Genomic DNA, 14,735 nt, shown 5'->3' with positions numbered 1-14,735 from the left:
AATCCTTATATGGCAATGGCGTAGGTAATGAAGTGGTGCTCGGGCACCGGGGCGGGCCGGTCGATCTGCGGGATGGCATCGAGCAGGGCGCGGGTGTAGGCATGCTGCGGGTGGTCAAACACATCGCGCACAGGGCCGCTTTCGACCACCTCGCCGTCCTTCATCACCAGCACCCGTTCGCTGACCTGGTTGATCACCCCCAGGTCGTGGGAGATGAACAGGCAGGCCAGTTTCAGGCGTGACTTGAGGTCAGCCAGCAACGCGAGGATCTGCGCCTGCACCGACACATCCAGGGCCGACACCGGCTCGTCGCATACCAGCACCTGGGGGTTGGGCGCCAAGGCGCGGGCAATGGCGATACGTTGGCGCTGGCCGCCGGAAAGCTCCAGGGGGCGGCGCTCGAGCACGCTGGCATCCAGGCGCACCAGTTGCAGCAGCTCCAGGGTGCGCGCCGGCCATTCGCGGCGGGGCAGACCGGCTACCTGCAACGCCTCGTTAAGCACGCGGGCCACGGTGTAGCGCGGGTCGAACGAGCTTTGCGGGTCCTGGAACACCACCTGGATGCGTTGGCGCAGTTGGCGCCGTTGTTGATCGTTCAGGGCGCTCCAGGGCCGGCCGTTGAGCCACACATCGCCGGCGTCCGGGCGCTCCAGGCCCAACAGCATGCGGGTGAGGGTGGTCTTGCCGCTGCCGGACTCGCCGACAATTCCCAGGGTTTCCCCGGCGCGCAGGCTGAAGCTGGCGTTGTGCACTGCAACATGGGGCTGGCCGTCGGGGCCGATAAAGGTTTTTTGCAGGTTGCGCGCCTCGATCAACGGCAGGTCGAAGCGCTCGGCGCTGGCCACTTTCGGCGCCGCCAGGGCCGGGCGCTGGAAATGCACCGCACGCCCGGCCCGCAGTAGCGACTGGGTGTAGGGATGCTGCGGGTCATGCAGGATCGCCTCCACCGGGCCTTGCTCGACAATCACCCCGTGATGCATCACCGCCACCCGGTCCGCCAGGCGCGACACCACCGCCAGGTCGTGGCTGACCACCAGCATCGCCATGGCCTGGGAACGCAGGGACTCCAACAGCGCCAGGACCTGGGCCTGCACCGTGGCGTCCAGCGCCGTGGTCGGTTCATCGGCAATCAACAGGCGCGGGCCGGCGGCAATCGCCGAAGCGATCAGCGCCCGTTGGCGCAGGCCGCCCGACAGTTGATGGGGGTACTGCAAGGCGCGCAACTCGGGCTGCGGCACGCCGACCGCGCGCAGCAGTTCGATGACCCGTGCCTGGCGCTCATCGCGACCCAGTGGCGTGTGCAGGCGCAGCGGTTCGGCAATTTCCTTGCCTACCGGGCGCAGCGGGTCGAGGGAGCCGAGGGCGTCCTGCATCACAAAGCCGATCTGCGCACCGCGCAGGGTTTGCCAGGCGCGGTCGTCCAACTGGCGCAGGTCGGTGCCGGCAAACGCCAGGCGCGCGGCCTGTACCCGTGAGCCTTCGCCGCTCAGGCCGCTGAGGGTGCGCGAGGTGACAGTCTTGCCCGAGCCGGACTCGCCCACCAGCGCCAGGCGTTCACCGGCGGCCAGGCTGAACGATATGCCCTTGATAATCGGCGTGTGGCCAAACTGTACCCGCAGGTCTTGTACATCCACTAACGTACTCATCGGGATTTACCCTCGCTGCGCGCCAGCCAGTCCCGGCCAAGGGCGGTGATCGACACCACCGTCAGGATGATCGCCACACTCGGCCAGGCCACCAGCCACCAGGCATTGGCCAGGTAGTTGCGGCCCATGGCGAGCATCGAACCCCATTCCGGCGCGGGCGGCGAGGCGCCAAAGCCGAGGAAGCTCAGCGCCGCGCCGGTGATGATGTTGTGGCCGATGCCAATGGTGGCGAGGATCAGGATCGGCTTGATCGCATTGGGTAGCACATGCCGCAACACCACGGCTGCGCGATGCCGGCCGAGGGTGGTGGCGGCTTCGACGTAGGGTGCATCGCGCACCACCAGGGTCTGCGCGCGCACCATCCGCGCAAAGCGCGGGATGCTCGCCACGCCCACTGCAATCAGGGTGATCCACAGGCCCTGGCCCCAGAACGTGATGATCACCAGGGCCAACAGCAGGTCGGGAAAGGCCAGCAAAACGTCGATCAGGCGCATGATCGCACCATCCACCAGGCGCGGGCCGAGGCCGGCCGCCAAGCCGAGGATGATCCCGGCGCCCAGGCCGATGGCCGTGGACACCAGGCCCATCAACAGTGAAGGGCGCACCCCGTGGATCAAGCGGGCAAGTACATCGCGCCCGTTTTCATCGGTGCCCAGCCAGTGGCTGGCGCTGGGTGGCAGGTAGGCGTTGCGGGCGGCGGCGGCCAGGGGGTCGACGCCGGTCAGCCAATGCGGCACGAGCGCCGCGATCAACAAGCCAATCACAAACAGCCAGGCCAGTGACAGGCCGGGGCGAAAGGTGCTCGGCAGCGCCAAGGGCAAGCGCCAGGGCAGGGTATAGGTGCTCATGCCAGGCCCCTCGCATACTGACTCTGTGGGTACGGCAACCCCAAGTGCTCACGCAGCGTGCTGCCACTGTACTCATGGCGGAACACCCCGCGCTTGCGCAGCAGCGGCACCACTTCATCGACAAACACCTCGACCCCCGAGGGAAACATGTCCGGCATGATGTTGAAGCCATCGGCGGCGCCCGCGAGGAACCAGTGTTCGAGGGTGTCGGCCACCTGTTCCGGGGTGCCCACCAGCAGGCGATGGCCGACCAGGATGCGCCGCGACAGTTCGCGCACCGTCAGGCCTTCGCGGCGGGCCAGGTTGAGTTGGGCTTCGAGAAACCCCTGGGAGCCTTTCTCATAGGTGCCCACTTCACCGATCCGCGCCCACGGCAGCGGCGCATCCAACTGCAGTTCCTCGGCGGGGATGCCGATCCGCGCGGCCACTTGCTGAATCAGGCCATGTTCGCCGTGGTAGGCATTGAGTTGATCAAAGCGCGCATGGGCTTCGGCCTCGCTGCTGCCGATCACCGTGGACAGGCCCGGCATGATTTTCAGGTGCTCGGGGTTGCGCCCCCATTGGCGCGCGCGCTGCTTCATGTCGCGGTAGAAGTACTGGCCATCTTCCAGGCTGGTCTGGGTGGTGAAAATCGCATCGGCATACCGCGAACCCAGGGCCTTGCCACCCTCCGATGAGCCCGCCTGCACCAGCACCGGCCGGCCCTGGGGCGAGCGGGGCAGGTTCAGCGGGCCCTTGATGGAAAAATGCCGGCCGACAAAGTCCTGGCTGTGGATCTTGTCGGGATGTGCGTAGCGGCCGTTGCCGGCATCGCCGATGATCGCGTCGTCTTCCCAGCTGTCCCAGAGCTTGCACGCGATGTCGATGAATTCTTCGGCGCGGGCGTAGCGCTCCCCGTGTTGCAACTGGTTGGCCAGGCCGAAATTCTGCGCGGCGGCGTCAGTGGCGTTGGTCACCACGTTCCAGGCTGCGCGGCCGCCGCTGATATGGTCCAGGGAGGCGAAGCGCCGCGCCAGGTTGTAGGGGTCGTTGTAGGTGCTGGAGGCGGTGGCGATCACCCCGATGTGCTGCGTGGCCAGGGCCACGGCGGTCAGCAGGAGGGTCGGTTCCAGGCGGCCTACCGGTTGCGTGGCCACATCGCCCGCCAGGGCCGGGCCGTCGGCGAGGAAGATCGCATCCAGGCAGCCACGTTCCGAGATGCGCGCGATAGTGCGGTAGTACTCCACATCCAGGTAGGCATCGGCCGGCACTTCGCCGACGCGCCAGGCCGCCGCGTGGGCGCCGAAACCGAGGATGTTCATGCCAATGCTCATGTGCTTTTTCATGCAGGTTCCTGGGGTTAGACGGCGCTGGCTTCATCGCGGGCGCTGGCATGCTCGGGGTGGTCGGCCACGGCCTGTTCCTGGGCGGCGCGCCAGGCGGCAGCGGGGCTGACATCGTTGAGGTAGAAGTCACCCAGGGCCCGCTCGCGGTAGATCGCCGGGTTGTGCGAGGCCAGGGTGCGGGCATTGCGCCAATGCCGGTCAAGGCGGCGCACCTGGCTGGTGGCCGAGGCGCCGCCGACTTCGAACAGCAGGCTGGTGGCCTCCTGCACCAGCGGCAGGATCACTTGCTGTGCCTGGTAGGTGCGCACATCCGCATCGACGTATTGCGCCTCGCTGATGGAGCCGTCGAGCACCGCCTCATGGGTGCTTTGCAGCACCTGCGCGGTGGCCTGTACCAGGCTGTCGGCGGCATAGGACAGGCTCGACAGCTTGCCGATCACCCGCTGCACCAGCGGGTCCAGGCGCGGGCTGGATTGCCCGGGGATGCCAAACGCGCGGGTGCGGCCCTGGACAAAATCGACGGCGTCGCGCAACGCGGCGCGGGCGATCCCGGCCAGGGTCGCGAGGTGGAACAGCTGGTAAAACGCCGAGATATACGATTCGGCGCGCAGCTCGCCGGGCTTGAAGCGCCGCAGTACCTGATGCTCGGGCACGGCCACCTGCTCAAAGCGCGTGGTGCCGCTACCGCTCAGGCGCTGGCCAAAACCGTCCCAGTCATCCACGCGGGTCACGCCGGGCGCATCGGTGGGCACCACCACGCTGATAAAGTCGGGCCCGTCGGCGGCGGCCACGGCGATCCAGTCGGCATACAAGGTGCCGGTGCAGTAGTACTTCTGGCCGTCCAGTTGCCAGCCTTCGGCGGTGGGTTTGAGCGTCACCGAGTTGGTGGTGGTGTCACTGCGCTCGGCCATGGCTGCGCCCCACAATTGCCCGGCGACCACCTTGGGGAACCAGTACGCCTGGGACTCGGGGTCCTGGCTCACCAGCCGGCCCTCGACGAAGCCAAAATGCGCGCGCACGATTTGTGGCAGGTTCGAGTCGGCGCTGCCCAACTCGATCAGCAGGGCGAACAGCTCCGGCAGGCTGGCGCCCAGGCCGCCCTGGCTGCGCGGCACGCGCAGGGCACCGAAACCTGCGGTTTTCAGCCAATCGACGGCGTCGAAGGCCAGGGTGCGTTCTTGCTCGCGTTGCACCGCGCCCTGGGCAATACGCTGGAAAACCGGGGCGAAGCGTTCGTGCAGTGGGGTGTCGCTCATGTTCGGTTCCTTACTTGAATACAGTATCTGAAGCTGTCGGTGATCCACTGTAGGAGCGGGCTTGCCCGCGATAGCGGAGGGTCAGTTGATAAATAGTTGACTGATACACCGTCATCGCGGGCAAGCCCGCTCCTACACAAGCCCGCTCCCACATAAAGCAGCCTGTGTGAATCAGCCGTCATCGCGGTTTAACCCGTGGATCAATCAACCCGTTGAGTACATCCACCAACAGGTTCACCACCACATAAACCAGTGCCGCCAACAAGGTGATCCCCAGCACCACCGGCGCATCCTTGGCCACGGCTGCATCAAGCATCATTCGCCCGATACCCTGGCGGGCGAACAGCATTTCCGTGACCACCGCACCCCCCAGCAGGCTGGCGAAGATGAACCCGGACAAGGTCACCAGCGGCACCAGCGCATGGCGCAATGCGTGGCGCAGGCGCACGGCGGTCTGCGACAGGCCGCGGGCACGGGCCATGGCGATAAAGGGTTGTTCGAGGATGTCTTCCAGTTCCTGGCGCAGCACCTGGCTAAGCATCCCGGCAATCGGCAGGGCCAGGGCCAGGGTCGGCAGGATCAGGGTTTGCCAGCCGTTGGAGCCGGCTGGCGGCAACACCGGCCACTGGAACGAAAACACCAGCAACAGCAAAATCCCCAGCACGAATGACGGCGATGACGACAGCACCAGCTCGCTGGCCGAAGCCACGCGACGCACCCAGGGGTTGCGCTTGGCGGTAAGCACGGCGCTGGCCAGCGCCAGGCCGATAGCCAGCAGGGCGGCACTCAGGGCCAGTTGCAGCGTCGCGCCAATCTGCTTGCCGATGGCCTCGGTGACGGGAATGCGCAAGCGGTACGACTCGCCGAAATCACCGTGGGCGATCCGCCCCATATAGCGCCCGTATTGCACCCACAACGGTTGGTCAAAGCCGTATTCCTCACGGACCTGGGCCAGTTGCTGCGGGGTGGGGATGGCGTCCGGTCCGCCGAGAATCGCCAGCACCGGGTCGCCGGCACTGAAATGGATGGCAACGAAGGTCAGGGTGGCCGCGCCCCACAGCACGCCCACACCGGCCAGTAGTCGAGCGGCAAGCCGTTTCATGGTGCCTCCTGGTCCAGCCAGACGCTGGTAAAAAATGGGGTGTTGTGCACGGTGTCGAAAATCAAGCCCTTGACCGCCGTGCGATAGGCAATCAGCACCTGGCTCTCGAAGTCCGGCACCGCCGGCACCACTTCGGTCAGGCGTTGTTGCGCGGCGCTGTACAGGGCTTGCAGTTGCACCGGGTCATGGGAGCGGCGGGCGTCGCTGAGCAACTGGTCCAGGCGCGGGTCGCTGAGGTTGCTGAGGTTGTTGCCGCTTTTGCTTGGCGAGGCGCGCGAGTCGCTGTGGTACAGGATGTACAGGCCGTCGGGGGTGTTGGTGTGCCAATAGCCGCCGCCGATGGCGTCGTAGTTGCCCGCCGTGCGGCGGTCGGTGAGCTGGGCCAGGGGCATCATTTCGATAATGAACTGCATGCCGACTTTCTTGGCATCCGCCTGCACCGCCACCGCGACGCTGCTGGGGAACGGCGGGCTTTCAAAACCCAGCAAGTGCGCCGACAGGCGCCGGCCGTCCTTGACCCGATAGCCCTGGGCATCGCGTTGGGTCCAGCCGGCTTCGTCCAGTTGGCGGTTGGCGGCGTCGACGTCGTATTTCAATACGTCGCGGTAGGCCGGGTCATAGAACGGCGTGTTCACCGCCAGGTAATCGCTCTTGGGCAAGAACTCACCGAACCCGGCAATCCAGGCCAGGCCGTCACGGTCGATGGCCTGGGCGATGGCCTTGCGCACCCGTACATCGTCGAATGGAAAGCGCAGGGTATTGAACGTGAGGCTGCGGTAAGGGCTGGCCATGCGGATCCGGTTGCGCACCACCAGGTTCTGCGAAGCACGCATCGCCGCGGTATTTTGCGCCGGTGCATCCAGGGTGAAGTCCGAGCGTTTGGATTGCAGGGTGCTGTAGCGGGTCATGGCCTCGGGGACGATGCTCAGCTCGATACGGTCCAGGTAGGCCGGGCCGATGTGCCGGGTCACCGGCGGTGCCCAGTGGTAATCGGCGCGCTTGATAAAGGTCGCGCCTTGTTCGCGGGTATAGCTTTGCAGTACGAACGGCCCGGATCCGATGGGGCGTTCGGCGATGCTCTTGGGCGCTTCGCGGATCTGTTTGGGCGAGACCATGCTCAGCCACGACTGCGCCAGCACATACAAAAACGGCGAGTAAGGCTCGCGCAGGTGCGCCTCAAAGGTGTAGTCGTCGATGATCCGGCCATCGACGTAGGGCGCGATGTACGCCGCCGCCAGCGGTGATTTGGTGGCCGGGTCGCGCATATGTTCCAGGTTGGCCCGCAGCGCCTGGGCGTTGAATTTTTCGCCGTCGCTGAAGGTCACGTCGTCGCGCAAATGGAAGGTGTAGGTCTTGCCATCCTCTGAGACGTCCCAGGACTTGGCCAGCCAGGGCGAGAGCTTGCCGTTTTCGTCCTGGTACAACAGGCAGTCGTAGACGATGCGCGCCAGCCATTGCACGTTGCCGTGGTAGCTGGAATGCACATCGAAGGTGCCGGTATCCAGCGCGGCCGACACGCGCAAGGTGCCGCCCGGCGTGCCCTGGCGGGTTTCGTGGTAGTCGCTGGGGTCGTAGCTGAGCAGGCCCTGGGCGTCCAGGTGGCCGTCCACCCGCTGCACCGAGCTGGGCGGTGGGGCGTCCGGCGAGCAGGCGCCCACCAGCAGCAACCCCAGGAGCAGGGCGTACCTGCTCCAGTGATTGATCGGCATCGTCAAGGCTCCCACCTTAGAAGTTGAACGCCACGCCGGTGAATGCGCCAAAGCCGTCCCCCGGATACAGCGCGGCAACGTCCTTGCCCTGGGCGTCGTAGATCGGCTGGATGGCGGTGACGTAGTTCTGGTCGGTGAGGTTTTTCACGTCCAGGTACACCTGCCATTTCTTGCTCGGGGCTTCATACCCCAGCTTGGCGCCGAAAATCGTGTAGGAGGGCGCATACAGGGTGTTGGCGTAGTCCACGGCGGTACTCGATACCGAGCGCACATTGACCCCGGCGTAGAACCCGTCCGGATGGCGGTATTGCAGCTCGGCCTGGTACACGTGCTTGGGCAGCCCCGGCAGCTCGTTGGAGCCAAAGCGCGCGTCGTTGCGGTAGTAGAAATCGTTGAGGGTGTAGGCCTGGCGCAGGCTGACGGTTTCGCCGCGCGCGCTTTGCCACAGCGCGGTATCCAGGCCGGCTTCGATGCCCTGGTGGATGGTCGGGCTGGCGTTGGACGTGGAGTTGACCGCCGCCGTGGTACGGGTGGCCGGAATCACTTCGACGGTGAGCAGTTCATCCTTGATCCACGAGCGGTACACCGCCAGGCTGCCATCGAAAATCCCGGCTTTGCCGCGCACGCCGAACTCAACGGTATTGGCCTTCTGCTCGGTGAGGGTCTTGGCGTAGTTGCTGGTCACCCCGGAGCCCGACGACGACCAACTGCTGGGCGGGTCGATGGAGCGGCTGACGTTGCCGAACACCTGGAAGTCCGGCGTGATCTCGTAGCGCAGGCCCAGGCGCGGCGCGACGTTCCAGCTGTCGTAGTCGTAGTGGTCCGGGTAGGGCGAGGTATTGGCGCGGTCCGAGTAGCGCACCTCGATATCGCGCTTGATCTGGCTCAACGACAGGCCGGTGGACAGCCACAGGCGGTCGGTCAGTTGCAGGTCATTGCCGGCGGCAAACACGCGGTCGAACGAGCCGGTGTAGCGTGCCTGTTTCTGCAAGGCGCCGTAGGTGCTGGAGGCTGGGTTGCCGTTGTAGGTCTTGACCCCGGCCTGCAGGTGCTGGGTGCTGGTCAGGCTCAGGGAGGTGTTGCTGGTGTGCCCCTGGATCTGGTCGCTGCGGTTGTAGGTCAGCGACAGGTTCAGGTCGCGCCAGTCCCAGTAGTTGGGGTTGACCGTGCTCTTGCGGTACAGCACCTGGGGATAGTTGTGATAGACCAGGCCAAAATCCAGGGTGGCGTCATCGTCGAAGGTATAGGTGGTCTTGCTGCCGACCCAGGTCGAGCCACGCTTGGTCGAATCATCGCGGCTGGCCAGGGCCACCGGGTTGGTTTGCGACGAGTCGTGCTTGAGCTGGGCCTTGGTCAGGGTGCCGGAGCTTTCGTGATACTCCTCGCGGTAGCGTACGAACAGGCGGGTCTCCAACTTGGGGTTGAAGCGGTAGCCGAAGTTGGTGACCACGCCCTTGGCCTTGGTGAAGGTCCAGTCCTGGTAACCGTCGCGTTCGGAGTTGCTCAGGCTGACGTAGTAGTCGCCGTTGTCCACCACGCCGCCGGTGCTCAGTTGTTGCTTGCGCCAGCCAAAGCTGCCGGCCTCCAAGCGCGCGTGATTGCCCGGCGCAGTCAGGCCGGAGTTGGTCACCATATTGATCGCGCCACCCAACGACAGCGCGCCGTACTGGAAGGCATTGGCCCCGCGCAGCACTTCGGTGTAGTCCAGGCCCTGGGTTTCCAGCAGCTCATACGGTGTGCCGCCGGAGCCGGTCAGGGCCAGGCCGTCGAACAGGAACTTGGTGCCTTCGCGAAAATACCCCGGCGAGGTATTGGCCCCGGAGCCGCGGATGGAAATCTTGATTGCATCGTTGCCACCCGCCGACTGCGCATACACGCCGGGCTGATAGGCGAGGGTGTCTTCCAGTGTTGCCGAGCGGCCGCGTTCGACGTCAGCGGCCTTGACCAGGCTGACGCCGCCGGCCACCTCGTCGAGCTTAAGCTGGGCTTCTTCGCTGGCGGTGACCTTGCTGGCCTGCACCGTTACGGTCTGCAGGCGCGAATCTTCGGCGTGGGCCCATTGGGCGGCGAGGATCAAGGTTAGGGCGCTGACGGTTTTAAACGAACTGGAGGCGAGTGGCGGCAGAGGCCTTGAGATCAACTTCAATTGTGCATTCCCTGTGATTGGCTACGAGTGGAGGCGAGTTTCTATTCGTATAGTCAATCTCTGGCAGGGATAGAGCAGAAAGCATGCCAAGCGCCAAAGCGGGTTTTTGCGGGGTATTTGGTTTTAATCAGCGGGTCTCTTATGCCAAAAAACCACACCTGTGTTGAACTGCTGTTGGATTTTGAACAGTGCCGAGGGGCCCGCGCTAGAGCGTTTTTGCCCTGTGTTGCGCTGATTCGGCGAGCAATTCGCCAGCGCGCGCCTGCAAGAAGCGATGCAGGACTTTGACCCGCTCCGACACTTGCAGGCGATGGGGGCACATCAGGTTGAAGGGCGTGGGTTCGCCTTGCCATTCGCCGAACAACGGCACCAGGCGCCCGGCCTTGATATCGCCGGCCACGTCCAGGTTCGCCTTGTAGGCAATACCGTGGCCGGCCAGGGCCCAGCGCCGCACGATTTCCCCGTCATCACTGAGGTAATCGCCGCCCACTTCGACCTCCTCAAGCAGCGTGCCCTGGCGAAAATACCAGGTGCTGTTGGCCCGGCCCTGGCGCATGTAGCGCAGGGTGCTGTGCTGCGCCAGATCGGCCGGCACCTGGGGTGTGCCGTGGCGCGCCAGGTACGCGGGGCTGGCGCAGGCGATACGGCGGTGATCGGCGACCACCGGCAGCGCCACCAGGCTTGAATCCCTTGGCACGCCAAAGCGCAGGGCGATGTCCACGGTTTCGCGGAACAGGTCGGCGTTGCTGTCGTTAAGCAGCAATTGCAGGCGGATATTCGGGTGCTCGCGCTTGAACTGATCCAGCCAACCGAGCAGTACATTGCGCCCGAAATCCGAGGGCGCGGACAGTTGCAGCAAGCCGCTGAGGCTCTGGCCGTGTTGCTTGATCGCCTGTTCGCCTTCCGCCAGGGCTTCCAGGGCCACCCGCACGCTGTCCAGGTAGCGCCGGCCTTCTTCGGTGAGGCGCATGCTGCGTGTGGAGCGGGCCAGCAGGCGCATGCCCAGGCGGGTTTCCAGGCGTTTGAGGGCAATGCTGGCGGCGGCCGGGGTCAGGCTAAGGCTGCGGGCGGCCGCCGAGAGGCTGCCACTGTCGGCGGTGCGTACAAACACTTCCAGGTCGAGGATTGAGCTCATTTGTAAAAATCCCTTAAAGATCCTGTCGTTTTACCGGGATTTTTCCGCGATTGCCAAGCTGGGAAGATGAACGCTCATTTTTTCCGCACGAGGCAGTTCCCATGACATCTCCCCTCAAGGGCAAAACCGTGGTGGTGATTGGCGGTAGCAGCGGCATTGGCGCCGAAGTCGCCCAACAGGCGGCATCCCGTGGCGCGCAGGTGGTACTGGCCGGGCGACGCCTGGCGTCGACGGTCGACAACGGCGTGCGCAGCGAGCCGGTGGACGTCACCGACAGCGCCTCCCTGCAACGTCTGTTCGAAGCGGTGGGGCGTTTTGACCACCTGGTGTTCACCTCGGGCCCTGCGGTCCAGGCCAAACACCTGCAGGACACCGACCTGCCACTGGCCCAGGACAACTTCAATGTGAAACTCTGGGGCGCCTTGCGCGCAATCCAGCAGGCGCTGCCTTTTCTCGACGAGCGCGGCAGCATCGTCCTGACCTCGGGGCAGTTGGGGCGCAAGCTGGTGCCGGGGCAATTTATCAAGGTTGGCATCAATGCCGCGACCGAAGCGTTGGGCAAGCAGTTGGCCAAGGAACTGGCGCCACGGCGGGTCAACGTGGTCAGCCCTGGGGTGATCGACACGCCGGCATACGCGGGGATGCCTGAGGAACAGCGTCAGGGCATGTTCGCCAAGGTGGGCGGGGCGTTGCCGGTAGGGCGGGTGGGGCAGGCGGAGGAAGTGGCGGCGGGTTATTTGATGGCCATGGAGAATGGCTTTATCACTGGCAGCGTGATCGATATCGACGGCGGTGGATTGCTGTAAACACCGAACCCAATGTGGGAGCGGGCTTGCCCGCGATGGCGGCGTGTCAGTCAATACATAGGCTGACTGATCCACCGCTATCGCGGGCAAGCCCGCTCCCACATTTTTTGTGCCGTGTCAGGCCTTCAGGGTACGGGTCATGCGCAGCGCCAGCACACTACCCGCGACGATCACCGCCGCCAGCAGGTACAGCGCCAGGTCGGTGGAGCCGGTCGCATCCTTCACAAACCCCACCACATACGGGCTTAAAAAGCCCGCCATCTGGCCCATGGAGTTGATCAATGCCAGGCCGCCCGCGGCCGCGCCGGCGCTGAGCATGGCGGTAGGCACCGGCCAGAACATCGGCAGGCCGGTGAGGGCGCCCATGGTGGCGATGGTCAGGCCAAGGATGGCAATGGCCGGGGTGGTGGCGAAGTTCACCGCGATGATCAGGCCGACAGCGCCCATCAGCATCGGCACCACCAGGTGCCAGCGGCGCTCTTTGCGCAGGTCGGCAGAGCGGCCCACCAGCAGCATGAATACCGCCGCCAGCAAATAGGGGATCGCACTGAGCCAGCCGATCACCAGGTTATCGCTAAAGCCCATGTTCTTGATGATCGACGGCAGCCAGAAGTTGATGGCGTACACGCCGCTCTGGATGCAGAAGTAGATCAGGCCGAACGCCCAGATCGCCGGGTTCTTGAATACTTCCAGCAGCGAATCAGTGGTGGTCTTGGGCTTGTTGGCCAGGTCGGTGGCCTGGTCGGCCTCGAGCACTGCGCGCTCATGGGCGGTCAGCCACTTGGCGTTGGCGAAGCTGTCGCTGAGCAGGAAGTAGGCGAGGGCACCGAGGATCACCGTCGGCACACCTTGCAGCAGGAACATCCACTGCCAGCCCGCGAGACCGCCCTGGCCCGCCGCGAAGTGGTTGAGGATCCAGCCGGAGAACGGGCTGCCGAGCAGGCCCGACACCGGGATCGCGGACATGAACAGCGCCATGATCCGCCCACGGCGGAAGGTCGGGAACCACTGCGAGAGGTACAGCACCACGCCCGGGAAGAAGCCCGCTTCAGCGGCACCGGTAAACAGGCGCAAGGTGTAGAAGTGCGTCGGTGTGGTCACAAACAGCAGGCAGGTAGACAGGGTGCCCCAGGTGATCATCATCAGCGCAATCCAGCGCCTGGGACCGAACTTGGTCAGCGCCAGGTTGCTCGGCACGCCACACAGCACGTAGCCGATAAAGAAAATCCCGGCGCCGAGGCCGTACACGGTCTCGCTGAACTTCAAGGCGTCGAGCATCTGCAGCTTGGCAAAGCCGACGTTGACGCGGTCCAGGTAGTTGAACAGGTAGCAGATGAAAATGAAGGGGATCAGGCGCAGGGTGATGCGCTTGTAGACGGCGTTTTTGTCGTCATCGTTGGCCAGGGTAGCGGCGGCGCTCTGTGACATGGCGTTCTCTCTTTATTATGATTTTTCGCGATGCGAGGGTAACGTTGATTGCCCCAAGAGTCTCGGTCACGGGACGGTGTCGTGTCTTTGTGCCCCCGCACAGCGATCCATCCATTGCGCTGTGCCTTTGAACAATCGCTTATTGCAGCGCTTTCAAGGAATTTAGCCCCATGTTCGAACTCGATCATGACCTGGCGCAGGATATCGTCAATCGCACGATGGCCATTTTGCCCTACAACGTTAACGTCATGGACAGCCAGGGCCTGATCCTCGGCAGCGGCGAGCCGGAGCGCATCAATACCCGTCATGAAGGCGCGCAATTGGTGTTGGCCAACGGTCGCGTGGTGGAAATCGACAGCCAGACCGCCAAGCACCTCAAGGGCGTGGCGCCGGGGATCAACCTGCCGCTGCTGCATGACCAGCGCCTGATCGGGGTGCTGGGCATCAGCGGTGAACCGCAGTTGCTGCGCACTTATGCCGAACTGGTGCGCATGACTGCCGAGATGCTGGTCAGCCAGCGCCATCAGCAGGCGGAGCAGCAGTGGCGGCGCCAACGCTGTGATGATCTGCTGGCGTTGCTGCTGGCCGACAGCGGCGAGTCGCCGCGCCTGGTGGACGAGGCCCAGCAACTGGGGCTCAAGCCGCAGTTGCCGCGAACCCCCTATCTGTTTGAGCTGGGCCCGGGCCAGACCGCCGAAGCCCTGGCTGCCTGGCTGGCTTCGCGTTATCCGGACAGCTGGTGCGTCAGCAGCGCACAGTTTTCGTTGCTGTGGTGTCGCCCGGCGGCGGTGCCGATGGACAACCCGCGCCTGCTGGAAAAACTCGAGGCCTCGGGCTGGAACATCCTGCGGGTGGCCGTCGGTGGCCAGGCCGACGGATTGGCAGGCTTGCGCCGCTGTTATCGGCGGGTGGCGGACTTGCTCGCCTATGGCCGCGATGTGCTGCCGCAGTCGCGCCTGCTGACCCTCAATCGCTACCGGTTGCCGGTGATGCTCTGGCGCCATCGCAATGACGATGCCCTCGACGAACTGCTTAACCCATTGCGCAAGGTCCTGGCCAAGGACGCCAACGGCCAACTGCAGGCGACGCTGCGCAGTTGGTGTGAGCACGACGGGCAAAGCCAGGCCTGTGCCGATGCATTGGGCATTCACCGCAACAGCCTGCGCTACCGCATGGAGCGCATCGCCGAATTGAGCGGTGTCGACCCGTTGACCTTAGATGGCATGCTCGCGCTGTACCTGGGCGTGCAACTGCTGCCCCAAACCCCTTAGGAGGCGCTTTTGTAGAAATGAACAACAAACCCCAGCCGCGCTTGTGCATCGGACAGGCGTCAT

The 14,735-nt window shown here is 64.7% G+C and carries 11 protein-coding genes; 2 read left to right on the top strand and 9 right to left on the bottom strand.

Going from position 1 to position 14,735, the window contains the following annotated elements; genetic code table 11:
* Nucleotides 1-5: 5 nt before the first annotated feature.
* The 8 genes from HBO12_RS04100 to HBO12_RS04065 all read right to left on the bottom strand — a co-directional run bounded on the left by HBO12_RS04100 (nt 6) and on the right by HBO12_RS04065 (nt 11,167).
* A complete protein-coding gene (locus HBO12_RS04100; RefSeq protein ID WP_170041524.1) occupies nt 6-1,646 on the bottom strand; it encodes a dipeptide ABC transporter ATP-binding protein in 1,641 nt (546 codons plus the stop codon).
* Nucleotides 1,643-2,494: an ABC transporter permease gene (locus tag HBO12_RS04095; protein ID WP_170041523.1), complete on the bottom strand. Its 852-nt coding sequence runs from the start codon at nt 2,492-2,494 to the stop codon at nt 1,643-1,645. Before HBO12_RS04095 ends, HBO12_RS04100 begins: the two co-directional genes overlap by 4 nt.
* Nucleotides 2,491-3,819 carry an LLM class flavin-dependent oxidoreductase gene (locus tag HBO12_RS04090; RefSeq protein ID WP_170041522.1) on the bottom strand — a complete coding sequence of 443 codons (1,329 nt, stop codon included), beginning with the start codon at nt 3,817-3,819 and terminating at the stop codon, nt 2,491-2,493. The genes HBO12_RS04095 and HBO12_RS04090 overlap by 4 nt, the downstream gene beginning before the upstream one ends.
* Before the next feature lie 14 nt (nt 3,820-3,833).
* Entirely contained in the window at nt 3,834-5,075 is a 1,242-nt protein-coding gene (locus HBO12_RS04085) for an acyl-CoA dehydrogenase family protein (protein WP_170041521.1), read from the bottom strand.
* Nucleotides 5,076-5,253: 178 nt separating this feature from the next.
* Entirely contained in the window at nt 5,254-6,177 is a 924-nt protein-coding gene (locus HBO12_RS04080) for an ABC transporter permease (protein WP_169955864.1), read from the bottom strand.
* Entirely contained in the window at nt 6,174-7,886 is a 1,713-nt protein-coding gene (locus tag HBO12_RS04075) for an ABC transporter substrate-binding protein (RefSeq protein ID WP_170041520.1), read from the bottom strand. Before HBO12_RS04075 ends, HBO12_RS04080 begins: the two co-directional genes overlap by 4 nt.
* Nucleotides 7,887-7,902: 16 nt before the next feature.
* Nucleotides 7,903-10,032, bottom strand: coding sequence for a TonB-dependent receptor family protein (locus HBO12_RS04070; RefSeq protein WP_262376898.1), 2,130 nt, complete (start codon nt 10,030-10,032; stop codon nt 7,903-7,905).
* Between the two features lie 205 nt (nt 10,033-10,237).
* Entirely contained in the window at nt 10,238-11,167 is a 930-nt protein-coding gene (locus HBO12_RS04065) for a LysR family transcriptional regulator (RefSeq protein ID WP_170041519.1), read from the bottom strand.
* A 101-nt stretch (nt 11,168-11,268) separates the two neighbouring features.
* On the opposite strand from HBO12_RS04065, the gene HBO12_RS04060 reads away from it, so the two are divergent.
* Nucleotides 11,269-11,973, top strand: coding sequence for an SDR family oxidoreductase (locus HBO12_RS04060; RefSeq protein ID WP_170041518.1), 705 nt, complete (start codon nt 11,269-11,271; stop codon nt 11,971-11,973).
* A 117-nt stretch (nt 11,974-12,090) separates the two neighbouring features.
* Here the strand turns inward: HBO12_RS04060 and HBO12_RS04055 are convergent, their stop codons facing one another.
* The gene (locus HBO12_RS04055; protein ID WP_032860575.1) at nt 12,091-13,401 is read right to left on the bottom strand and encodes an MFS transporter; all 1,311 of its coding nucleotides are present in this window, start codon (nt 13,399-13,401) and stop codon (nt 12,091-12,093) included.
* Between the two features lie 170 nt (nt 13,402-13,571).
* Here HBO12_RS04055 and HBO12_RS04050 point away from each other — a divergent pair, with 170 nt between their 5' ends.
* Complete coding sequence (locus HBO12_RS04050) at nt 13,572-14,672, top strand: sugar diacid recognition domain-containing protein (RefSeq protein WP_169955874.1); 1,101 nt, start codon at nt 13,572-13,574, stop codon at nt 14,670-14,672.
* The last annotated feature ends 63 nt before the right edge of the window (nt 14,673-14,735 follow it).

The sequence above is a fragment of the Pseudomonas sp. WS 5059 genome, from assembly GCF_012985525.1.
Lineage (GTDB): Bacteria > Pseudomonadota > Gammaproteobacteria > Pseudomonadales > Pseudomonadaceae > Aquipseudomonas.
The sequence above is the reverse complement of the archived record's forward strand: the minus strand, read 5'-3'. Positions and strand labels throughout refer to the sequence as shown.